This window comes from Phascolarctobacterium sp. (assembly GCF_030531065.1).
Lineage (GTDB): Bacteria > Bacillota > Negativicutes > Acidaminococcales > Acidaminococcaceae > Phascolarctobacterium_A.
This window is the reverse complement of the sequence record NZ_JAUNOQ010000007.1, coordinates 19,055-42,652: the sequence shown is the minus strand read 5'-3', so window position 1 is coordinate 42,652 and position 23,598 is coordinate 19,055. Positions and strand designations below refer to the sequence as shown.

The following is a 23,598-nucleotide window of genomic DNA, read 5'->3' as shown; positions in this document are numbered from 1 at the left end:
CGCAAGGGGCGCGCCTTTTTACAAATTTGTTGCAGCCGTTTTGCTGTGCGGCGGGCAGTTTTGTGATATAATTAAAATATATTTCATTCGGGGAGGTTCTTATGAGAATAGACGGCGCGGGCGGCTGCTTCGACAACCGCATTTATGAAATCGATATCGACGTGGCGTGGAATATCGCGCTGCTGTGCATTAACGAAATGGGCGTGACGGTGGACGAGCTTAACGAAGCGCAGCGCATGATTCATTTTCATAATAAAAAGAAAGTGATGCAGGTGGCTTTGCAGGCGTTGGATGAGGAAACGGTGCAGGTCATCATGGATTCGACTAAAGAACGCTTGCAGATTTATAACTGGAAGCGCGAGGATAAAGAGGTAAATTTGTTTTACGATTTGTTTGACAATAAGCTGCGCGAGTTCCGCGCCTTTATCCTGTGTCCCGGCTGCTCCGCTAAAATCAGCTCGTCCGTCAAATTCTGCCCGGAGTGCGGCTGCAAGGTAAAATAAAGCAAAATAAAAAAGAAACCAAATACCGCAAGGTATTTGGCTTCTTTTTAAATCCGAAGATTAGATTGCGCGGTTAACTTTACCGGAACGCAGGCAGCGGGTGCAAACGTTTACACGCTTAACAGAACCATCAACAACTGCTCTTACTTGTTGGATGTTCGGGTTCCAAGCACGTTTGGTGTGTCTATTGGAGTGGCTGACATTGTTGCCAGCGAGTTTTCCTTTACCGCAGATTTCGCAGATAGATGCCATAATTTCCCACCTCCTTAAACGTGATAAGGCATAAGGCACATTCAAATTTAACAAAAGTATCATACCATAAAGAGCGCAGAAAAGCAAGCAGAATTTATTTTTAGGCAGGTATTTTATATGTGGTGGAAAGAACCGGTGACAAGTTTAAAGGGAATCGGCGTGAAAAAGGCTGCCGAGCTGGCAGAGCTTAATATTGCTACGGTGGGCGACCTGCTGGAATATTATCCCCGGCAGGGGGCTTATCTTGATTACGCCAATCTGAAACGAATCAAGGATTTGCTGACGGACGGCAGTAAGCAGATTTTTAAGGCGGAGGTCTGTCAGGTGCGCAATGGGTACGGCTCCAGCCGCAGGGCTTATACGCTGGTGACGGTACGCGACGAAACGGGCTATGCGGGCCTGTATTTTTTTGCCGGCCAGCGCTACAAGGCGCAGAAGCTGGCGCTGGGCACAAAACTGCTGATAACGGGCAGAGTGCGGCAGGGGCGCACGGCTAAGAGCGTGTCCGAGGTAGACGTGCAAGACATTGACGCGAAGGAGGCCAAGGCTCCGGGGATTCTGCCGGTGTACGCCTTGAGCGGCAATCTGTCGCAGAATAATTTGCGCAAGTGGATGGCGGAGGCGCTGAAGCTGGCGGCCAAAGATCTGCCGGAAAGCCTGCCGGAGGCTGTTATAAAAAAAGAGGCGCTGCCGGACCGTTTGACGGCGCTGCGGAATATTCATTTCCCTGCCAGCTGGGAGGCGCTGCGGTCGGCTAAGCGGCGCTTTGTTTTTGAAGAATTATTTTTGCTGCAATGCGGGCTTTTGTATTACCGCCAGCAAAACCGCGACCAAAGGGAGGGCGTGAAGCACGGCGCCGACGGGGCTTTGCTGCGGCAGGTGCGGGAGCATTTGCCATTTGAGCTTACCGAGCAGCAGCAGCGGGCGTGGCGGGAAATTTCGCTGGATATGCAGGATAAGCGGCCCATGCACCGTATTTTGCAGGGCGATGTGGGCAGCGGCAAGACTGTTATCAGCGCTCTGGCCTTGGCGAAGGCTGCGGAAAACGGTTATCAGGGCTGCATTATGGCTCCAACGGAAATTCTGGCGGCCCAGCATTACGATACGCTGCGGGAATTTTTGCAGCCTGCCGGGCTGCGCGTGGCGCTTTTGACCGGCGGTATGCGCGCCAGGGCGCGGCGGGAGCTGCTGCTGAATCTGGAGCTGGGGCTGATAGACGTTTTGGTAGGCACGCACGCGTTGCTGGAGGAGGATGTGCGCTTCGCGCATTTATCGCTGGCGGTGACGGACGAGCAGCACCGCTTTGGCGTGGAGCAGCGGGCGCGGCTGGCAAACAAATCGCAAATAGCTCCCGACGTTTTGGTCATGACGGCGACGCCCATCCCCCGCACTTTAGCGCTGACCGTTTACGGCGATTTGGATATTTCGCTGATGAAAGGACGGCCGCCGGGACGCAAGCCGGTACAAACGCTGTGCTATAACGAAAGCAGGCGGCGGGAGGTTTACGAGGGACTTGTGCGTCAGCTGCAGGCGGGGCGGCAGGCTTACGTGGTTTGCCCGCTGATCGAGCAGTCGGAAACGCTGCGGGTACGCAGCGCCGAGAATGTGTACGAGGAGCTGCGCGGCGGCGTGCTGAAAAATATTCCCTGCGCTTTGCTGCACGGGCGTTTAAAGGGCGCGGAAAAAGAAGCGATTATGGCTGATTTTGCAGCGGGAAAAATTAAAGCGCTGGTCAGTACGACGGTCATCGAGGTTGGCGTCAACGTGCCCAACGCTACGCTGATGATTGTGGAAAACGCCGAACGCTTTGGCCTGGCGCAGCTGCATCAGCTGCGCGGGCGCGTAGGCCGCGGCGACCAGCAGTCCTATTGCGTGCTGCTGGCCGGAACGGATTCGCCCGAGGCTTTGGCGCGCTTGCAGGTGCTGCACGACAGCGAGGACGGCTTTTATCTGGCGGAAAAGGATTTGGAGCAGCGCGGCGTAGGCCAGTTGTTCGGCTTGCGCCAGCACGGCTTGCCAGATTTACGGATTGCTGATATAATGCGAGATACCGATACTATTGCGCAGGTGCGGCGCCTGGCCGGGCAGGAACTGGCTAAGCCCAATGGGCGGCAGGAGCTGCGCCGCATGGTGGATATGCAGTTCGGCGAACGCTTCGGCATGATTTTTAATACTTAACGCTGAGCTATTACGATACAGAGGTAGTCTATTTTGAATAAGATAAAGAGCTGGCTGGAAAAACCGGATATTGTAACTAAGATAGCGGCGGCGCTGCTTCTGGCGCTGCTTCTGCTTTGCATTCATTGTTTTGCCGACGGCTTTTTTACCAACACCTTTAAGCTGGCGATCAGCGGCGATGTCAACGGGCTGGCGGCTTATTTGCGTTCCTTCGGCCCCTGGGCCATGGTTATCAGCTTTATTTTGGACGTTTTGATTAACGCGGGCAGCGTTTTTCCTTCTATTTTTTTATCCACGGCCAACGGCCTGCTGTTCGGCTTGCCCATGGGCATACTGATTTCCTGGCTGGCGGAAACTACGGGCGTGGTCATTAGCTTTTATCTGATGCGCTTTTTCTTCCGCAGTGCTGCGGAAAAGCTGATTGAAAAGAGCAATGCGCTGAAGCATATCGACGAGGCCAGCGGCAAGCACGGCTTGGAGTGGATGGCCTTCGCCAGGGCGCTGCCCTATTTCCCGTCAGGCATTTTGACGGCGGTGGGGGCGGTGAGCAGCATCAGCGCCAGAGATTATATCATCGCCAATCTTATCGGTAAATTTCCGTCGACGGCGCTGGAGGTTGTTATCGGCCATGATGTGGTCAACTACCAGCAGAACAGCGACCGTCTGGCTATTTTAGTAGTTATCGTGGCTTTGATTTTTTTCGCGTACAGCCGTTACCGGAGAAAATAAAAAATGGCAGTCAGAAAAGTTCTGGCTGCCATAAATTTTTTCTTATCGATGTTTGTTGCGAGCTTATTGAAACTGTTTTTAAAATTTTATTTTGCCGTCAGCGCGTTGTTGCTCAATGCGGCAGCGTCCCGGTTTTCCAGCTCTTTGATGCGATAGCTGGCGAACATGGAGCCCGATACGTTGTGCCATACGCTGAACACTGCTCCCGGAAGGCTGGCCAAAGGATTAGCGGCAAAGTTGACGGTTGCCAGCGCTACTGCCAGACCGCTGTTCTGCATAGCTACCTCGATGGCGATGGAGGTTTCCTTAGCGTAGTTCACTTTCATTACTTTAGCCATGAAGAGGCCCATGCCGAGGCCGATGCCGTTATGCAGCACAACCAGCGCAATAACGATCAGGCCGCAGCTCATCAGCTTGCCTGCGCTGACGGCGACGATGCCGTCGATGATGGTCACGATGGCGACAATGGAAACCAGCGGCAAAATTGCGCCCAGCTTTTCGATAGTATCATGGAACAGGCTGTTCAGAATAATACCGGTGATAACGGGCAGCAGCACGATATTGACTACGGACATTACCATAGCCCAAAAGCTTACCTCAACCCAGGCGCCCGCTAAAACGTATACCAGAAAAGGCGTTACCAGCGGAGCTATCAGCGTGGATGCGATGGTCATGCCGACGGACAGGGGCACGTCGCCTTTGGCAATATAGGCGATAACATTGCTGGCGGTGCCGCCGGGACAGCAGCCTACCAGAATAACGCCCAGCGCCAGGTCGGCGTCCAGGTTTAAAACTACAGCTAAAAGATAGGCGGCAAAGGGCATGATGGTGTACTGTAGCACACAGCCGGCAAAAATTTCTTTAGGTCGGGAAAAAACTATTTGGAAGTCCTGTTTTTTGATGGTCAGGCCCATGCCAAACATCGCCGTACCTAAGAAGAAGGCCGTGTACTTGGGAATCCACGTGAATCCCTCCGGACGCATAAAGGCGAAAGCGCTGGTCAGGACAATGACCAAAGCGAAATACTTCGACAGAAAGGCGCTCGCCTTGCCTAAGAGATAGAGTAGTCCGGTTTCTTTGTTCATGTTCAATTTTCCTCCTTACATACATGCTATCCTTAACGATAGTCACGTTGCTATTGCCAGAGCGGCAATACGGGGATTTTTCAAATCCCGCTCTATTGTAACACAGACGTATGTAAAATGCAAAACGAAAAAACAGCCTGACTGCGGCTTGCGCTTTGGTCGGGCTGTTTTGCTGTGCGTTATGATTTTATTCGATAAAGGTGTTGGGCGACAGGACGTTGCCGTCGTCGAAAGCGATGTAGGTAATTTGAATCTTACATTTTTCTTTGTTGACGTCGCTTCCAATTAACTTTTTGTCGTCGGGGAGCATTTTGTTTAAAAATTTTTTAGTATTAAGCTCTACGGACTGTCCCGGCGCTATGCTGCCGCGGAAATGCTCCGGGTAAGAATAGATTTGCTTGCCCTGCTCGTCAAAAATCAGCACGTCGTAATACATACGGTTGATGGGCACGTCGGTCATATTTTTCGCCGTTACTATGGCGCTGAGCGCGGTTTGCGGCTCCGGCGAAGCGCTGGCGTCGGTAAAAATACTGAGGCGCGTTTCGTAGGTTTGCACGGCTTTGCTCAACCGCTCCATGATGGGCTTGTTAGCGGCCGCCTGCTTGGCTTTTTTGGCGGCGTCGAATTGTACGATGAGCTGGGTCAGATTGCTGACCTTTTTAATCTGCCAATCGCCCTTGTCGTTGACGTTCATTTGCAGCTGGGCGATAAAATCCTTGTCGAGATAAGCGTTATGCAGCGCCAAAGAAGCGGTGGCTCCGTTAGCGTCGGTTTTGGTAAGCTGCAAATCCTTGATGGTCAGCTTGTCCAAAGGAATGTGGCGCTCCATATTGCGTTTCATAGCGTCAGGCACCGGGTCGGCGCTTTTTTGCGCGCTGTCCGCGGGCTTAGCGGCAATCCTGTCCAGAGCCTCCTGCTGCATCAGGTCCACGACGGCGGGCTTGAGCATATGCAGAATGCTGATGGCAAAGGGATTGGAAAACAGATTATCGTTATTGATTTGGCTTTCGGATTTGATAATATCCTCAAAGGCGTTGTCCATGACGGAATGCACGTCCACATAGCGCTCAAATTTGGCGGTATCGTGCTGCTGCAAAGCCTGGCGTGCGGCGTTTAAAGCGTAAAGCGGGGTACGGATAAAATATAGGAAATAAAAGGCCGCTCCGGCAAGGGCGGCAATAATTATGAATAAGAGAAAAATAGTTTTTTTGTTTTTCATTTTGCATACCTTCCTCATGTGCAGCAAATTGCTTGCTTGCCATATATTGTAATCATATTAGATGCAGATTTCAATACCTGCTACTAAATTTTTTTTATAACTTGCGGGAAAACAGATAAATTTAGTATAATATAATGATGATTAAATTGCCATGAACATTTAAGTATAGATGATGGAGGTTTCTTGCATGACGGAAAAAACGAAAACATACTGCCTAATCAATTACGGCTGTCAGATGAACGAATCCGACACGGAGCATTACGCCGGGCAGCTGGAGGAAATGGGCTACGCGCCCGTCGACGATTTTCATATAGCGGACGTTATCCTGGTCAACACCTGCTGCGTGCGCGAAAGCGCCGAAAAAAAGATTGCCGGCAAGATAGGCGAGCTGAAGGCGGTTAAGACTAAAAATTCCGACGTGGTAATCTGTGTGGCGGGCTGTATGGCGCAGAAGGACGGCGAAAAGCTGATTAAGAAGCATCCGCAGGTGGATTTGCTGCTGGGTACGGCGTACGTGAACGATTTTAAGCAGGTGCTGCAGGATTATCTGGCGGACCGCAAAGGCGGAGCCTATACCGATTTAACTATTCACCAGAGTGAATTTGAGGGGCGTATGGTGCGCCAGAGCCCCTTCGCCGCCTGGATACCGATTATGTACGGCTGCAATAATTTTTGCACGTATTGCATCGTGCCCTATGTGCGCGGCCGCGAGCGCAGCCGCAGCGTGGAAAATATTGTGGCGGAAATCGAGGCTGCCGTGCGCGACGGCTACAAGGAGTTTACGCTGCTGGGACAGAACGTAAATTCTTATGGAAAGGATTGGGGCGAGACGGACGCCTTTGCCAGGCTGCTGCGCCGCGTGGATAAAATTCCCGGCGTGGAGCGCATCCATTATATGACCAGCCACCCCCGCGATATGAGCGAGGAAGTAGTCAAAGCCGTGGCCGAATGCGAGCATATCTGCGAAAATTTCCACGTACCCTTTCAGGCCGGCAGCAGCGAAATCCTGCGCCGTATGAACCGCGGCTACAGCAAGGAAAAATATTTGGCGCTGATCGATTTGATTCGCCGCTATGTGCCGGACGCCGCTATTACTACGGATATTATCGTGGGCTTCCCCGGCGAAACGGAGGAGGATTTTGAGGAAACGCTGGACGTGGTGCGCCGCGTCGGCTTCGCGTCCGCCTTTACTTTTATTTATTCCAAGCGCAGCGGTACGCCCGCCGCGAAAATGGAAAACCAGGTGCCGCTGCCGGTTAAAAAAGAACGCTTGAACCGTTTGATGGCGCTGCAAAATGAAAACAGCCTGCGCTACCACCAGCAGCTGGTAGGGAAAACCGTCGAGGTGCTGGCGGAAGGCCCCAGCAGGCAGGCCGACGTGTGGGCGGGACGCACGCGCACCGGCGTACTGGTTTTGTGGCCTGTGGAAGATAAAAAGTATGAAGCGGGACAGAAGGTCAGGGTTTTGCTTGACGCAGCCCAGACCTGGTTAGTGAAAGGTAAGGCGGTAGACTGATGACTGCTGCAAATTATACGCCCATGGTTCAGCAATATCTGGCCGTGAAGGAACAGCATAAAAACGAGCTGCTGTTCTTCCGCCTGGGCGATTTTTACGAAATGTTTTTTGAGGACGCGATTACGGCGTCCCGCGAATTAAATATTACTTTAACGAAGCGCGCGGGCGGCATGGACAATATGCCCATGTGCGGCGTGCCCTATCATTCGGTGGACGGCTATATTGCCAAGCTGGTGCGCAAGGGCTACCGCATCGCTATCTGCGAGCAGATTGAAGATCCGAAATTAGCGAAAGGCATTGTGCAGCGTAAGGTAATTAAAATTATTACGCCGGGCACGGCTTTGAACGAGCAGCTTTTGGAGGATAAGCACAACCGTTATCTGGCGCTGCTGCTGGAGCGGGACGACGTAATCTGCTTAGCTGCGGCAGACGTTTCCACGGGCGAGTGCCAGTGGTTTACGGCCAGCGGCGGCGAACGTATGCTGGAAATTACGGAGCAGCTGTACCGTTTGCAGCCGGCGGAGCTGGTGCTGACGGAAGATTTCGCCAAAGCGGCGGAACTGCGCGACTGGCTGCACGCCAAGCTGCCGGAATGCGCCGTCAGCAAATATGTTGAAGAAGCGCCGGAGGCGGATTATTTTGCGCGGCATTTCCCAGATAAGCAGACTGCGGAACTTGTGCGCTGGGCTGTGGAGCTGTTGCTGCGCTATTTGCACGGCACGGTGATGGCCGACCTGAGCCATATCAATCGCTTGACGGAAATTGTGCGCGCAAGCTTTATGAGTCTGGACGTTACGGCTATCCGCAATTTGGAGCTGGTGCGCAGCATGGCCGACGGAAGCAAGCGCGGCACGCTGCTGGACGTGCTGGATTTTACCAAGACCAGTATGGGCGCGCGCCGTCTGCGCGGCTGGATTGAAAGCCCGCTGCTGGATTTGGGCCGCATTTACGAGCGGCAGGAGGCCGTCGCCGAGCTGCTGGAAAATTCCGGACTGCGGGATGCGGTGGTGGAACAGCTGAAGGGCGTGGCCGATTTGGAGCGCATCGTCAGCCGCATCGAGGTGGGCAGCGCCAACGCCCGCGATTTGGTCGCTTTGCGCAATTCCTTCTCCGCGCTGCCCGGCTTGCAGAATGTACTGGCCGGCTGCAAGGCGCGGCTGCTGCAAAGGCTGTACGGCGGACTGCATCTGCACGAGGAGCTGTATGCTAAATTACAGCAGGCTATTGTGGACGAGCCGCCGTTTTCCGTGCGCGAGGGCGGCATGATCCGCCGCGGCTATAACGCGGAGCTGGACGAGCTGCATTTAATCGCGGCTGACAATAAAACCTGGATGCAGAATTTTGAGCGGAAAATTAAAGAAGAAACCGGCATTAAGACCATGAAGGTGGGCTATAATAAAGTTTTCGGCTATTATATCGAAGTATCCAAGGGGCAGACGAACAGCGTGCCGGATTACTTCGTGCGCAAGCAGACGCTGGTCAACGCCGAGCGTTACATAGTGCCGGAGCTGAAAGAATTTGAAAATAAAATTTTAGGCGCGAAAGAAAAAATCCAAAGCCTGGAATATTATCTGTTCGACGAGCTGCGCGCTTTGATAAGAAGCAAAATAACCGAAATTCAGGAAACGGCGCGCACTATCGGCACGCTGGACGTGCTGAACGGTTTGGCTCTGGCGGCGTATAAATATAATTACGTGCGCCCGGAGCTGAACAACGCGGGCGAAATTAAAATTACCGACGGCCGCCATCCCGTGGTGGAGCGGCTGCTGGAAAAGGAAATTTTTGTGCCGAATAACGTCAACCTGAATAACGACGACGAGCGCATGATTATTCTGACCGGCCCCAATATGGCGGGCAAGTCGACTTATATGCGGCAGATTGCGCTTTTGGTGCTGATGACGCAGATGGGAAGCTTTATTCCGGCGCGTCAGGCCAGCGTGTGCCCGGTGGATAAAATTTTTACCCGCGTGGGCGCCAGCGACGACCTGGCGACGGGGCAGAGCACCTTTATGGTGGAAATGAACGAGGTGGCGCAGATTTTGCGCTATGCGACGAAAAACAGCCTGATAATCCTGGACGAGGTGGGACGCGGCACGTCGACCTTCGACGGCATGAGCATCGCCCGCGCCGTTATGGAATATATTCACGATAAGATTAAGGCCAAAACGCTTTTTGCCACCCATTACCATCAGCTGATTGCTATGGAGCAGGAGCTGAGCGGCGTAAAAAATTATTCCGTAGCCGTTAAGGAGCGGGGGAAGGATATTGTTTTTCTGCGCCGCATCGTGCCCGGCGGCACCGACCGCAGCTATGGCGTGCATGTGGCGCGTCTGGCAGGTTTGCCGAAGAAGGTGCTGGACCGGGCGGAGGAATGCCTGCAGGAATACGACAGCGACAATAGCCGTCCGGCGGCAGCGCCTGCAGAGCAGCAGCCGGATATGATGCGCTCGTTGTTCAGCAGCGGCCTGGCAGAGCAGCTGTTAAAGCTTGACGTGATGAGCATGACGCCCATCGAGGCGATGAATACCTTATATAAATTGCAGGACGAGGCCAGGAAGGAGTGCGGGCGCTGATGGCAGATACACATAAAGTACAGCTTTTGGATACCAATACGGCCAACCAGATTGCGGCGGGCGAGGTAGTGGAAAAGCCGGCCTCCGTAGTCAAGGAGCTGGTGGAAAACGCGCTGGACGCCGGAGCGACGCAAATCGAGGTAACGGTTTTTGCCGGCGGTACCGAATATATCCGCGTGACGGACAACGGCTGCGGCATGAGCGAGGAGAACGCCCGTCTGGCGGTGCTGCGCCACGCTACCAGCAAAATCGTCAAGGCGGAGGATTTGTTGAGCCTGCATACGCTTGGCTTTCGCGGTGAAGCGCTGCCCAGCATCGCCTCCGTCGCTAATTTTACGCTGCTGACGCGGCCTGCCGACGCCGAATTTGCTACGTCTGTGCGCATCGACGGCGGCGAAAATATGGAGGTCAGCAGTACGGGCGGCAGCGCGGGCACGACGGTAATTGTGGAAAATCTTTTCTTCAACGTGCCGGCGCGGCGCAAATTTTTGAAAACCGTCAGCACGGAGGGGCGTTATATCAGTGAGCTTTTGACAAAGCTGGCGCTGTCCCGCCCCGATGTGCGCTTTAAATTGATAAATAACGATAAAGAGGTGCTGCATACGCCGGGGGACGGCGATCTGGCGGGCGCTATCCGCGCGCTGTACGGCAAAAGCGTATCCCAGGAGCTGCTGACGGTGGATTTTGCCGACGAGAAAATAAAAATCAGCGGCTTTATCGGCAAGCCGACGCTGCTCAAGGGCACGCGCCAATGGCAGACGCTGTTCGTCAACGGCCGCAGCATCGGCAATAAAATGCTGGCCAAGGCCATCGACCACGCTTATCAGTCGCAGATTCCCAAGAGCGGCTTTCCCTTCGCCGTGCTGAATATTACGGTGGACACGGCGTCGGTGGACGTTAACGTGCATCCGCAGAAAAGCGAAATTAAATTCAGCGATGACAGCCGCGTTTACAAGGCTATGTACAAGGCGCTGACGGACGCTTTGACGCGGCCTATGAGCGCGCAGAAAACGGAAATCACGCTGTTGCCGGATTCGGAGCTGAACGCTTTTGTGGAAAAGAAGGCCGTATCAGAGCAGCCCGCCGCGGTGGCAACGCCGAAAGCTGCGCGTCCCGCCTTTGACGTTTTTGCCAGGACGGGCGCGGAACAAGTTTTTAAAACGCCGGAAAAAAACGATAAGGATAGTGCGCAGGGCGAGCCGCTTTTGCAAGCCCGGCCTGCTCCCGTCAGCGTCAGCAGGCCGCAGGCCGAGCAGCGGACGATGTGGCAGCCCTACGAGGATTTTGCTAAGAGTAAGGAAGCGCAATACGACGCGGGCAAGCGGGAAACCGTTTTCAGCGTTTATGAAGCGAGGGAGCGGTTCGCCAAGGACGAGCCTTTGGCTTCGTCGGCTTACGATACGCCGCAAGGGCGCGAAACCATTTCTTTTACGGATACGGACAGCGGCGTGGCGACCATCTGGCCCATCGGGCAGGTGGATAAAACCTTTATTATCGCCCAATCGGAGGACACGCTGTATTTAATCGACCAGCATGCGGCGCACGAGCGTATTTTGTACGACAAGCTGGTGGCGTCGCACGCCGATATCCCGGCGCAGCAGCTGCTGATGCCCCTGTATGTGGATATGAGTAACGACGATATCGCTCTTATCGAAGAGCGGCGCGAAGAATTTTTGCGGCTGGGCGTGGACGCGGAGGCCGGCGGCGACAAGCTGCTGCGCGTCAACAGCCTGCCCGCCGATATTAAGGCGGAGGACGCGCAGGACTTTATTAACGAAATCAGCAAAATGCTGGGCGAGCTGCGCAGCGTCAGCGGCAGCGATTTGCGCCAAAGCGTGCTGCATATGACGGCCTGCAAGGCGGCGATTAAGGCCGGGCAGCTGTTGAATATGCGCCAGATGCGCCAGCTGATTATCGATTTGTGCAATACGGAGCATCCCTTTACCTGTCCGCACGGACGCCCCTGCATGATCGCTATCGACAGCGACCAGCTGTATAAGATGTTCAAAAGGACGGGCTTTTAATGCTGACGGGAAGCGTGGGCGTAACCGTGTCCCGCAATAATGCGGGCGGCGCGGTGGCGCAGGCCAAAGAATGGGCGGTGGCGCTGCGGGGAGAGTATATCGAGCGGCCCCATAATTTATCCGTACCGGAATTACTGGCGCAGCGCAATTTGGCTGCTCTGGTGGTAGTGGAAAGCGGCGGGCCGCGAGTGCATTGCCGGGAGGGCAGCTTTGCCTATCATCCCAGCATGGCGGGCCTGCGCGTGCAGAATTTGCAGCGGGGCGGACAGGACCATTTAGTAAGCGCTTTGGGCCTGCATCCCGGTATGCGCGTTTTGGACTGCACCCTCGGCCTGGGCAGCGACGCCGCCGTCGCTTCCTATGCCGTGGGGGCGGCGGGCTGCGTTGTGGGACTGGAGGCGTCGCCCTTGCTGCATTTTGCCGTGAGCTGGGGCCTGGCGCATTACGAAACGAAGGACGCGGAGCTGAACGCGGCGCTGCGCCGGATTCAAACCGTTAATATTACGGCGGAAGCTTATTTAAGAGCCTGCGCGGCGGACAGCTTTGACGCGGTTTATTTTGACCCCATGTTCCGCCATCCGGTAACAGGCTCTAAAAATATGGAGGCTTTGCGCCCGCTGGCTTGGGAGCGGCCTTTGGAAAAAGCCGTCGTGGAGCTGGCGCTGCGAGCCGCTCCCGTAGTGGTTATTAAAGAGCGGAACGCGACTATTCTGCAAAGCTATGGCTGCCGTGAATTTGTCGGCGGTAAATACAGCCGCGTCGTTTACGGCGTCGTCAGGAGGTAAAGCGGTGAAGCAAAAGGTAGTGGTGATTTTAGGCGCGACGGCGACCGGTAAAAGCCATTGCGCTATCGAGCTTGCTAAAAAATTTCACGGAGAAATTATTTCCGGCGATTCCATGCTGGTGTACCGCGGTATGGATATCGGCACGGCCAAGCCGACGGCGGCGGAGCTGGCGGCCGCGCCGCACCATTTGGTGGATATTCTGCCGCCGGAGGCCGGCTTTAACGTGGCGGATTTTCAGCGGCAGGCCGCGCGATTGATAAAAATAATCAACGAGCGGGGGCGTCTGCCCATTATTGCCGGAGGTACGGGACTGTATATTAAGGCGCTGCTGGAGGGCTATGCTTTCAGCAGCGTGGAGGGCAACGGCGAAGTGCGGCGGCAGTTAGAAGAAGAAGCGCGCGTTTTAGGCGGCGACGCTTTGTACGAACGGCTGCGGCAATTGGACCCAGTTGCGGCGGAGCGCATTCATCCTAATAATGTGCGTCGCGTAGTGCGGGCCTTGGAGGCCGCTATGGGCGGCGACGGCGTCAGCGCGAGCGGCGCGGCGGAAATGCCCTACGACGCAGTGGTTATCGGCCTCGCTATGGAGCGCGGCGCGTTATACGAGCGCATCAATAGGCGCGTGGACGCGATGCTGGCGGCGGGGCTGGAGCAGGAGGTACGCGGTTTGCTCGCGCGGGGCGTGAGTCCCGCTTGCCAAAGCATGCAGAGCATCGGCTACCGTCAGATGGTTTGGTACATTAACGGCAGTATGAGTTATGCGGAGGCCGTGGAAAAATTAAAGCAGGCCACGCGCAATTTCGCCAAGCGGCAGATTACCTGGTATAAGAAAATGCCCTACATCGAGTGGCTGCACCTGGACGCAGAGCCGAATTACGACGAGGTTGTGGGGAGAATTTGTGAAATACTTGTGGAAAAGAAATTTTCGTTGTACAATGATAATATATAGATAGACGATTGGAGGGGTTATATATGATTAACTCTGCAAAACCAGCAATGAATTTACAAGATAGCTTTTTAAATCATGTGCGCAAGGAAAACCTGGGCGTAATTATTTATCTGATGAACGGCTTTCAAATCCGCGGCTTAGTGCGCGGCTTCGATAATTTTACGGTAATTATTGAAAACGAAGGTAAACAGCAGCTTGTTTACAAGCACGCTATTTCTACTATCGCGCCGGCGACGAATATTACCATTATGCAGCCGGAAAAAAGAGATTAAAACCATAAGGCGCCAGCTGCATTCGCATATCTGGCGCTTTCTCATTAGTACAATATAAAAACGGCGCTGCGGCGTTGTTTTTCTTTTTGGAGCGGGGTAAAATGTTTGATTATTTGGCTCTCTTTGAAGAATATTTACTAGTGGAGCTGGGCCTTGCGCCAAATACCCGCGCCGCTTACCTGCGCGATTTGCGCTTGCTGCAAAAAGCTTTGGGACTGCGGGAAGCGGAGGAGTTGCTAGAGGTCGGTCGTCGCCAGCTTTTGGCCTATCTGGTGCAGCTCAAGCAGGCGGGGCGCAGCGCTTCCACCATCGCCCGCAAGCTGGCGTCGATTAAAGCCTTTTACCGCTTTTTAACGGCGGAGCGCTATATCCGCCGCGACCCGGCGGCAGTGCTGGAGGCCGCGAACAAGGGCTTGCAGCTGCCCAAGGTGCTGAGCGTGGACGAGGTGGACAGGCTGCTGGACCAGCCCAATTTAGGGACGCTGGACGGCTACCGCGACAAAACCATGCTGGAGCTGCTGTACGCCACGGGTATGCGCGTGTCCGAGCTTATCAGCGTGCCGGTGCAAAACGTGGATTTAAAAATGCAATACCTTATCGTCATGGGCAAGGGCAGCAAGGAGCGCATGCTCCCCTTAGGCCGCACGGCGCTGCGTTATCTGGAGCGTTACCTGAACGTGGTGCGCCCGCAGCTGCTGCACGGCAAGCCGGACGCGGCGGCGGAGCTTTTCGTTACCGGTTGGGGCGGAGGCATGACCCGTCAGCGGGTAAACGAAATTATCGAAGAATACGGCGTCAGCGCGGGCATCGGCAAAAAAATAACGCCCCATATGCTGCGGCATTCCTTCGCCACCCATTTGCTGAACAACGGCACGGATTTGCGCGTAGTGCAGGAGCTTTTGGGTCACGCGAATATTTCGACGACGCAGATTTATACGCATCTCGACGTAGCGCGGCTGCGCGAGGTGTACGATAAAACTCATCCGCGGGCTTGACGCCCGCAAAAGGAGCGGAATAATGGCAACAAGAAGAAAGAAAAAATCATCGAGCGGCAAATATGTGATTTTGGCGCTCATAGCGGTAATCGCGTTATTGGCCGTAGCCTGCGGCTTCTTTTACGCCAACGACCGCAGCAAGAAGGACGTCGGCGACGCTAAAACCGACGGCGCGCCGAAGGAAGTGAGCCTGCTCGACGAATCCATCGAGGCGCAGCGTTTGGTGGATAATATTTTGCTGCAAAAGGATAACTGGCAGCTGATTGAAAACGACCACGGCAAGAAAAATGTGACGGTGGAAGAATCGGGCGCGAAGGTGCAGATAAACCAGCGCAATCTGGCGGTGGGTATTCCCAACAGCACCAGCCTGACGGGCGCGGGGGACTGGCTGCAGGAAAAAATTGAACAGGCCGGGCTCGTCTACATCTCCGGCGAGACGAGCAAATATAAAAAATGGGACGCCTTTAAGGCGGAAGTTGGTATTAAGGTGAAAGCTGGCGACGGCAGCAAAAGCTTCGTCACCGATACCATCGTCTTTTTCCATAATTCCAATTTGAAAAAAGAGGATAAGGACGTGAAAAACCTGCCGGAGAAACCTGCGAAAGAACAGCCCAAGGAAAGCGCCAGGCGTTATCAGGGAAAATTAGCCATCGTTGTCGACGATTGCGGCGCGGATATGGCGTCCGTGCGCTCGCTGCTGAATACGGGCCTGCCCTTCAGCTACGCGATTTTGCCGGACAAGGCTTACAGCAGCGACGTGCTGGAAATGGTCAGGAGCAAGGGGCGCGTCCCCATGCTGCACCTGCCCATGGAGCCGCTGAACCGCAGCGCTATGTCCGAGGGCAGCAGAACGGTTTTGGTCGACCAGAGCGCGGCGCAGAAGCAGGCGCAGGTGAAAAAAGCTTTGAGCGGTTTGAACGGCGTGGTGGGCGTCAACAACCATCAGGGATCGCGCGCTACCGGCGACAAGGCGACGATGAAAGCTGTTCTGCAGGTTTTGCAAAAACAAAATCTGTTCTTCCTGGACAGCAGGACGTCGTCCGCGTCCGTAGCGCGGGACATGGCGCAGAGCATGGGCGTGCCCACGGCGCGCAACGATATCTTTTTGGATAACAGCACCAACGTGGAAGAAATTCGCCGGCAAATTTATAAGGCGATGGCTATCGCCGAGAAAAACGGCAGCGCTATCGCTATTTGCCACGCGCGTACCAATACGGTAAAATGCTGGCAGCAATACGCCGACGAATTTAAAAAGACGGGCATTACCTTCGTTCCGGTAACGGAGCTGCTGTATTAAGGCGGCGCGGCTAAATCAGATTTGCTTTTGGAAAAATAAAAGAGGTAAGCGTTATGTATGTAGAAGAAACGATTGCAAAATATGAAAAATATATCAACCCGGCGCAAGCAAAATTATTTCGCTTTATGGGTTTGAACAGCGTGGAGGGCAGCGCCGAAGGCTGGACGATTACCGACAGCGAGGGCAAGCGGTTCATCGATTGCCTGGGCGGCTACGGTATGTTCGCCCTGGGCCACCGCCATCCCAAAGTAGTAGAGGCCGTGGAGCGCGAGCTGCACGCCATGCCCATGTGCGGCAAAGTTTTGTTTAACCGCCCCATGGCCGACCTGGCCGAAGCTTTGGCGGAAATCACGCCGGGCGCTTTGCAGTACAGCTTTTTTGTCAACAGCGGTACGGAAGCCGTCGAGGGCTGCTTAAAGGTGGCGCGGCTGGCTACCAAACGCCCCAAATTCGTCGCGGCTAAAGGCGCGTTCCACGGCAAAACCTTCGGCAGCTTGACGGCGACGGGCCGCGATTTGTACCGCGACCCCTTTAAGCCGCTGCTGAACGGCTTTACCCACGTGGACTACGGCGACGCCGACGCTTTGGCCGCCGCGGTGGACGAAGACACGGCGGCGGTAATTTTAGAGCCGATTCAGGGCGAGGGCGGCATCATCGTTCCTCCCGCAGGTTATCTGCGCCGCGCGAAAGAAATCTGCGAAGCCAAAGGAGCTTTGCTCATCGCCGACGAAGTGCAGACCGGTATCGGCCGCACGGGCGCGTGGTTCGGTGTGGACGCGGAGGGCGTGGAGCCCGACCTGATGGCCTGCGCCAAAGCTTTGGGCGGCGGCGTGATGCCCATCGGCGCGATTATCGGCACGCCCCGCGCCTGGCAGGGGCTTATCGAAGCTCCGTTCCTGCACACCTCCACCTTCGGCGGCAACCAGCTGGCCTGCGCCGCCGGCGTGGCCGCTATTCAGGCTATTAAAGAGGAAGATTTGCTGCGGCGCGGCCGCGAGGCGGGCGCTTACCTTAAAGCCGGGCTGGAAAAAATCGCGGCCGAATTTCCGTCGGTTATCGCCGAAGTGCGCGGCCGCGGCATGATGCTGGGCGTCGAACTGACGAAAGAGGGCGCGGGCGGTATGCTGATGAGCCTGATGATCGATAAAAAAATCATCGTCGCCTATACGCTGAACAATCCCAAAGTTATCCGCATGGAGCCGCCCTTGATTATGCCGTTGGCAGTCATCGACCACGTTTTGGAAGAGTTCCGCGACGCGGTAAGGCAGACGGCGGACGTTATCGAGGATTTGTAAAAAGTACTAACTATAATACAGTGAACTTTTGTATTTGCAAATTACAAAGTGGTTGATATAAATGATTTTATTATGTTTCGAGAAGCTACTGCTAAATGGAAAATCACATCTTGACAATGTCAAATTCTATGTAAGACAAATCGTATTGACGGTACTACTTGTATGAGTCGAATTTGCATCATTTCAGAAATGCAGAAAATGTGACAAACGATAAAAGAAAGGTAGCGTACAGTAATGACTAACCTGACCAAATTGCAGAATCTTGTAGATCGTTTTCATGCTAATATTGGGTTCTATAAGGACGCAAGAAGTCCATATAATGAGTATTCTTGTAGAATTGAATATATTGATCCTCTGTTAAAGCTTTTGGGGTGGGATGTTGCAAACGAAAAGGGATTGCCTCCTCAATATAGGGAAGTTATTGCGGAGAATTATTCTAGTCGAACTGATCGCCCTGACTATACCATTACGCTTAGAGGTGTACCTAAATTCTTTGTAGAGGCGAAGAAACCTGCGGTAGATATTACCAGAGATCCGGCTCCGGCAATCCAGACTAGAAAGTACGGTTGGAATGCAAAGCATCGTTTGGCTGTTCTCTCGAATTTTGAATATCTTGCAATCTATGACACCTGCCATATTGCCCACGAAGATGATAGATGTGCTGTGGCAAGATACAGATTGTACCATTATACCGAGTATGTAGAAAAGATTGAAGAAATTGTAGGATTGATTGCAAGAGACACTGTTTATTCTGGTGCTTTCGATGCTTATCTAGATGAAAACTTTCCTGTAACTGGAGGACAAACCCACCAGGTTGATGAACTGTTTCTTTCTCAAATTAACGAATGGCGTGTGGCTCTTAGTAATGAGCTGTATGCTAAAGGGGGTCGATATGCTTCGTTGGAAGTGCTGAACGATGTTGTGCAGGAGTTTATTAACCAAATTGTTTTCCTGAGAATTTGCGAAGATAAGAATTTGCCGTTGTATCACAAGTTGAAAGATACTATTACTGATGCTGATCAACTGCAGTCCAAGTTGGAGGAGTTATTCCGTTCTGCTGATCGGCGCTACAATTCTGGAATGTTTTCCGGTGAAGACATTGTTTTCGATCTTTCCTGTGAAGTTATTAAAAGGATTATTGAGAATTTGTATTACCCTCAGAGTCCTTATTTGTTTAATATTATCGAGCCTAATTTGCTTGGAAAGATTTACGAGATGTTTTTAACTGAGCAGTTAGTGTTGCTTGAAAACAAAACTATTGCTCTTGGCAAGAAAAAAGATTGCCAGAATAGATCTGTTGTTACTACACCAACAGAAATCGTTAAGTATATGGTAGATAAAACGCTTTCCAAAGTGTGTGAAGAAAAAGATCCTTCTGAGATTTTGGATATCAGTGTGGCTGATATTGCTTGTGGTTCTGGTATTTTTCTGGAAGAAGCATTTGCCTATTTGCAGAATTATTGCGTGCAGTGGTATATTTCCAATGGACAGAGGGATCACTTGATTGAAACGGGTATTGATTTATATAAACTGCCCCTTCAAGAGAAGAAAGATATACTTTGCTCATGTATTTATGGCATAGATATTGACATCCATGCAGTTGAAGTAGCTAAGTTTTCTTTGTTAATCAAACTGATTGAAGATGAAACTGTACTTTCGGTAGCAGATGTTGTTCCGATTCTTCCTGATCTGAGTAGCAATATCCAATTCGGCAACTCCCTCGTCAGTCAAGCTGAACTAAATGGTATAAGTGGGGTAAATCATCAGGTGATGGAAATAGTTCCGTTTGATTGGAACTCAATTAACAATGGATGTGGCTTTGACGTGATTATTGGCAATCCTCCGTATGTGAATACCGAGGGAATGCACACGCTGCTGCCGAGTGCAGAAGTAGAAATCTACAAAAAGAAATACATGACGTCGCACAAGCAGTTTGATAAATATTTTATTTTTATAGAGCAGGCAATTAACAAGATCAAGCGACATGGTTTGGTATGCTACATTGTTCCCAACAAATTCTTTAAGATTGGCGCTGGCGAGAAATTGCGTAGCCTGATTGCTAAAGAACGGCTGCTCGTCAGCCTGGATGACTTTGGCGATGCACAGCTGTTCGAGGATAAAACCATTTACAGTTCGATTATTCTGCTTTCCAAAGAAAAGCAGACAACATTTATTTACAGTAGCGTTGATTCTGCTAATAAACTGTGGGCAGGCGAGAAAGTAAATTCCGTCGAACTTAATTCTTCCGTGTTGAACAGACTACCATGGAGACTGACAACTGATTTTGAATTTTTGACAATGCTCCAAAGGTTGGATGAAGTGTCTGTCCCAATCACAAAACACGCAGAGATTTTTAATGGTATTCAAACAAGCGCAGAAAGGCCAACGCCCATATATTGGTTCTCGTCAGATGAAATTGTGGCTGAATATGCCGATACTGTCGAAATCAACAGGGATGGTAGTAATTACACCCTTGAGAAAGCCTTGCTTCGCCCTTATTTCAAACCAACCAAAAAAGCAGAAAAGGGCTTGAATTCGTATAGTATTCTTGCAACTGATAAGCAGATTATTTTCCCTTACGATAGCAACGGACATCTTATACGCATAGATGAAATGCAAAATAGTTATCCAGGGACATATGCTTATCTCTTAGCTTATTATGATCGCTTAGTTCCCAAGTGTGTTTCCACTGATGGAACTCGTGACGTTCCAAATGCCACCGCAGAAACATGGTATCAGTACGGAAGGACGCAAGCCTTGACTGCATTTATTAACACGCCCAAATTGATAGTTGGTGTGTTAAGCAAAGAACCCATGTATGTGATAGATACGAATGATATTCTGATTGCGTCAGGCGGTACTGCCGGATATTGTGCGGTTAGCAAAAAAGATGGTAGCCCATATGCGCTCGAATACATTCAGGCATGGTTATCAAACCCCATTACAGAGAAAATCTTGGAGATCGTAGGTAGCGATTTCGAGGGTGGATTTACAGCTCGTGGTACATTTGTTCTTTCGACACTACCCTTTGTAGAGTTGGATTTTGCCATAGAAGAACAAAAAGCCATCCATGACAGAGTGGTGGCAGCAAGTAGAGAGATATACGAAATCAATGGTGTACTGTCTGGACGTCCAGCAAAACGTATTGCAAATCTGTTGCAGAGACAGAAAGAAGCTCTTGTTTCTGAGATCCAAGGATTGATTGATCGAGTATATAGACTCGACTATTAAGTGAGGTATTAACAATGAGACTCAAGAAGGATAGTTCAGAGCAGAAGTTACGAGGAGCTTACTATACACCATTGCAATTTGCAAATGCTATGGTTAGGCTTGTTGCGCATGAAAATATTAAATCTGTTCTTGAGCCAAGTTGTGGTGATGGAGTCTTCCTCGATAGCCTTGCACAATTAGGTATAATGGATGACATCGACTCTATAGATGCTGTTGAGATTGAGTCTGATGAAGTAGAAAAAGTCAAAAAGACTTATTGCTGCAATAAGCATATTCAGGTTTTCAATGAAGATTTCTTCAAATTTTATACCAGCATACTTGGTCAAAAACTTTATGATTTGATTCTCGGAAACCCTCCCTATATCCGCTATCAGTATTTAACAGAGTCTCAGAGAGAACTACAATCGAAGATACTTACATCACATGGGATGAAGTCAAACAAGCTTATCAATGCTTGGGTGGCGTTCTTGGTAGCGTGCGTGCAGTTGCTTTCTAATAATGGAAGAATTGCTTTTATCATACCGGCAGAGATTCTCCAGGTTGCATATGCCGAAGACTTGCGCTTATTCCTTTCGGAGCAATTGGCAAAGATTACGCTGATAACCTTTGAACAACTTGTGTTTCCTGATATAGAGCAGGAAGTAGTCGTTTTTATTGGGGAAAAGGGAGCTGAAGAAAAGGGCATCCGTATTATTGAAATGAATGATCTAGACAGTTTTTCGCGGCTAGATCTGGAACAGAACGGCTTCCAGAAAATGCAACATGTCAAGGAGAAATGGACGAAATACTTTGTATCAGCTGATGAAATGGCTCTTATTCAGAAACTCCGTGCAGATGAGCGATTTGCAAAATTCTCTGATTATGGCATAATTAACGTTGGAATAACAACCGGAAATAATAGTTATTTTTCAATTACAGAAGGTACTTCTAAGCGCTATCATTTGGATGATGTGACTCTTCCACTGGTGGGCAGAAGTTCTCATACTCATGGAATATATTTCACAACAGAAGATTGGGAAAGAAATAAGACTACAGGTAAGCGTGCAAGACTGATTAACTTCCCGGATACTCCATACGAAGAATACCCTGCTGAACATAAAGAGTATATTTTGCTTGGTGAAAAGAGTGGAGAGCATGAGGGCTACAAATGCTCCATCAGGGATAGATGGTATATTATTCCTTCTGTATGGGTGCCAGATGCGTTTTTCTTGAGAAGAAACAACTTTTATCCAAAGTTTGTCTTGAATAAATGCGATGCGGTATCGACGGACACGATGCACAGAATGAAATTCAATGATGGTGTTGATCCACAGACTATTCTTCTTGCTTATTATAATAGCATTTCTTTTGCGTTCACCGAGATTTGTGGACGAAGCTATGGTGGTGGTGTACTTGAAATTCTTCCTAGTGAAATGGGGAATATTTTGCTGCCCAAGGTAGAAAAAATTGATTCTGCGCTTAGAGATGGGTTGTTGACATATATTGATTCTGTAGTTCGTTGCGATGGAGATATTGAAAATGCTCTGGATGCAGTTGATAATGAACTACTTGTAAATGTGTTAGGCATTGATTCTAAGATATGTCAAAAGTGTCGTGCTATTTGGAAGAAAATGCAGAAAAGAAGATTAGGGCGAGGATACAACGAAAAACATTTTAGCTAATGGCAAAGGAAGGAAGTGGAACTAAATGGAATGGAACGTATGTATGAGTATGCTACAGGAATATTTGGAGAATAGGCCATTGATTGTTTTAGGCTCTGGTGCATCTATGCCATACGGGCTTCCTTCTATGGGGATTCTTGCGGAAGAAATAAAGAAATCAGCCATTGTTATTTCCGATCCTAATTATGGTACACTCTGTACGGCGATAGATAGTTTAGGGCTTGAGAGTGCCATAGATTCAGTTGCGTTGTTACCTCAAACATTAAACGCCATAAGATGTGTTGTTTGGAAAACGGTCAACGAAAATGATCTTTCTTATTTTGATAGAAATTCCGTAAATCCGCCTCAGGCTTTGGCTGATCTAATTCGAAAGGTACTCGCACCTACTCCCAATAAAGCGGTAATTGTTACAACCAATTATGATCGCTTGGCTGAATATTCTGCGGATGGAGTTGGTGCAACTACAGTTACAGGTTTTGAAGGAACGTTGATAAAGAAATTAGAGCTACCTGTAGCACAGTTAAGAATGCGGCGTACACGTGCTCGGGAGCGGGTTGTCGATATTTGGAAAGTTCATGGCTCATTGGATTGGTTTATAGCTCCTGATGGAACTGTGGCAGCTTTTCCTCTGTCGCGAAAAATTCCAGATACTTTTCAACCGCTAATTATTCCTCCCGGGAAGGAAAAGTATAGTACTATACACGATGAGCCATACAGGACAATGATTGCGGAAGCAGACAACGCATTTGTGCAGGCAGGTGCATACTTATGTATTGGTTATGGGTTTAATGACGAACATATTCAACCAAAGCTTTTAACTCAAATTTCTAAAGGTAAGCCAATTGTTGTTCTTGCAAGAACAATGACAGCAGCTTGCCGAAAACATATTGTTGATGCAGGAATACAGAAATATCTCGTTTTTGAGAATGCGGATGATTTGCATACCAAGGTATATGGAAACGGATGGGAAGAAACCTACGAAGGGCAATATTGGCTGTTGGATAACTTCTTAAATATTTGGTAAGGAGGGGTAG

Annotated in this window: 18 protein-coding genes; 15 read left to right on the top strand and 3 right to left on the bottom strand. The window is 51.0% G+C overall.

Going from position 1 to position 23,598, the window contains the following annotated elements; all coding sequences use genetic code 11:
* Window positions 1-101 precede the first annotated feature (101 nt).
* Window positions 102-503: a hypothetical protein gene (locus Q4E64_RS06090; protein ID WP_303166860.1), complete on the top strand. Its 402-nt coding sequence runs from the start codon at window positions 102-104 to the stop codon at window positions 501-503.
* A gap of 60 nt (window positions 504-563) precedes the next feature.
* Here the strand turns inward: Q4E64_RS06090 and rpmB are convergent, their stop codons facing one another.
* Window positions 564-755: a 50S ribosomal protein L28 gene (gene rpmB, locus Q4E64_RS06085; RefSeq protein ID WP_293728811.1), complete on the bottom strand. Its 192-nt coding sequence runs from the start codon at window positions 753-755 to the stop codon at window positions 564-566.
* Between the two features lie 117 nt (window positions 756-872).
* Between rpmB and recG the strand changes: the two genes are divergently transcribed.
* Both recG and Q4E64_RS06075 read left to right on the top strand, forming a co-directional pair.
* Window positions 873-2,933 carry an ATP-dependent DNA helicase RecG gene (gene recG, locus Q4E64_RS06080; protein ID WP_303166859.1) on the top strand — a complete coding sequence of 687 codons (2,061 nt, stop codon included), beginning with the start codon at window positions 873-875 and terminating at the stop codon, window positions 2,931-2,933.
* 33 nt (window positions 2,934-2,966) lie between these two features.
* Window positions 2,967-3,662 (top strand): TVP38/TMEM64 family protein, encoded by a 696-nt coding sequence (locus Q4E64_RS06075; protein WP_303166858.1) that lies wholly within the window; start codon window positions 2,967-2,969, stop codon window positions 3,660-3,662.
* Between the two features lie 86 nt (window positions 3,663-3,748).
* Here the strand turns inward: Q4E64_RS06075 and Q4E64_RS06070 are convergent, their stop codons facing one another.
* Together Q4E64_RS06070 and Q4E64_RS06065 are read right to left on the bottom strand one after the other, a co-directional pair.
* Window positions 3,749-4,747 (bottom strand): bile acid:sodium symporter family protein, encoded by a 999-nt coding sequence (locus Q4E64_RS06070; RefSeq protein ID WP_303166857.1) that lies wholly within the window; start codon window positions 4,745-4,747, stop codon window positions 3,749-3,751.
* 187 nt (window positions 4,748-4,934) lie between these two features.
* Window positions 4,935-5,966 (bottom strand): DUF2939 domain-containing protein, encoded by a 1,032-nt coding sequence (locus Q4E64_RS06065; RefSeq protein WP_303166856.1) that lies wholly within the window; start codon window positions 5,964-5,966, stop codon window positions 4,935-4,937.
* 187 nt (window positions 5,967-6,153) lie between these two features.
* Here Q4E64_RS06065 and miaB point away from each other — a divergent pair, with 187 nt between their 5' ends.
* From miaB to Q4E64_RS06005, 12 genes are all read left to right on the top strand, one after another.
* Window positions 6,154-7,482, top strand: coding sequence for a tRNA (N6-isopentenyl adenosine(37)-C2)-methylthiotransferase MiaB (gene miaB / locus Q4E64_RS06060; protein ID WP_303166855.1), 1,329 nt, complete (start codon window positions 6,154-6,156; stop codon window positions 7,480-7,482).
* The gene (mutS, locus tag Q4E64_RS06055) at window positions 7,482-10,055 is read left to right on the top strand and encodes a DNA mismatch repair protein MutS (RefSeq protein WP_303166854.1); all 2,574 of its coding nucleotides are present in this window, start codon (window positions 7,482-7,484) and stop codon (window positions 10,053-10,055) included. Before miaB ends, mutS begins: the two co-directional genes overlap by 1 nt.
* Window positions 10,055-12,079 carry a DNA mismatch repair endonuclease MutL gene (mutL, locus tag Q4E64_RS06050; protein ID WP_303166853.1) on the top strand — a complete coding sequence of 675 codons (2,025 nt, stop codon included), beginning with the start codon at window positions 10,055-10,057 and terminating at the stop codon, window positions 12,077-12,079. Before mutS ends, mutL begins: the two co-directional genes overlap by 1 nt.
* Window positions 12,079-12,864 carry a class I SAM-dependent methyltransferase gene (locus Q4E64_RS06045; protein WP_303166852.1) on the top strand — a complete coding sequence of 262 codons (786 nt, stop codon included), beginning with the start codon at window positions 12,079-12,081 and terminating at the stop codon, window positions 12,862-12,864. Before mutL ends, Q4E64_RS06045 begins: the two co-directional genes overlap by 1 nt.
* A gap of 4 nt (window positions 12,865-12,868) precedes the next feature.
* Window positions 12,869-13,813 (top strand): tRNA (adenosine(37)-N6)-dimethylallyltransferase MiaA, encoded by a 945-nt coding sequence (gene miaA / locus Q4E64_RS06040; RefSeq protein WP_303166851.1) that lies wholly within the window; start codon window positions 12,869-12,871, stop codon window positions 13,811-13,813.
* Window positions 13,814-13,836: 23 nt separating this feature from the next.
* A complete protein-coding gene (hfq, locus tag Q4E64_RS06035) occupies window positions 13,837-14,085 on the top strand; it encodes an RNA chaperone Hfq (protein WP_293729750.1) in 249 nt (82 codons plus the stop codon).
* Between the two features lie 101 nt (window positions 14,086-14,186).
* The gene (gene xerD / locus Q4E64_RS06030; protein ID WP_303166850.1) at window positions 14,187-15,080 is read left to right on the top strand and encodes a site-specific tyrosine recombinase XerD; all 894 of its coding nucleotides are present in this window, start codon (window positions 14,187-14,189) and stop codon (window positions 15,078-15,080) included.
* 22 nt (window positions 15,081-15,102) lie between these two features.
* Window positions 15,103-16,377 carry a divergent polysaccharide deacetylase family protein gene (locus Q4E64_RS06025; RefSeq protein WP_303166849.1) on the top strand — a complete coding sequence of 425 codons (1,275 nt, stop codon included), beginning with the start codon at window positions 15,103-15,105 and terminating at the stop codon, window positions 16,375-16,377.
* A 53-nt stretch (window positions 16,378-16,430) separates the two neighbouring features.
* Window positions 16,431-17,672, top strand: coding sequence for an aspartate aminotransferase family protein (locus Q4E64_RS06020; protein WP_303166848.1), 1,242 nt, complete (start codon window positions 16,431-16,433; stop codon window positions 17,670-17,672).
* A gap of 234 nt (window positions 17,673-17,906) precedes the next feature.
* Entirely contained in the window at window positions 17,907-20,903 is a 2,997-nt protein-coding gene (locus Q4E64_RS06015) for an Eco57I restriction-modification methylase domain-containing protein (RefSeq protein WP_303166847.1), read from the top strand.
* 14 nt (window positions 20,904-20,917) lie between these two features.
* Complete coding sequence (locus Q4E64_RS06010; RefSeq protein ID WP_303166846.1) at window positions 20,918-22,564, top strand: class I SAM-dependent methyltransferase; 1,647 nt, start codon at window positions 20,918-20,920, stop codon at window positions 22,562-22,564.
* Between the two features lie 25 nt (window positions 22,565-22,589).
* Window positions 22,590-23,588: an SIR2 family protein gene (locus Q4E64_RS06005; RefSeq protein ID WP_303166845.1), complete on the top strand. Its 999-nt coding sequence runs from the start codon at window positions 22,590-22,592 to the stop codon at window positions 23,586-23,588.
* Window positions 23,589-23,598 lie beyond the last annotated feature (10 nt).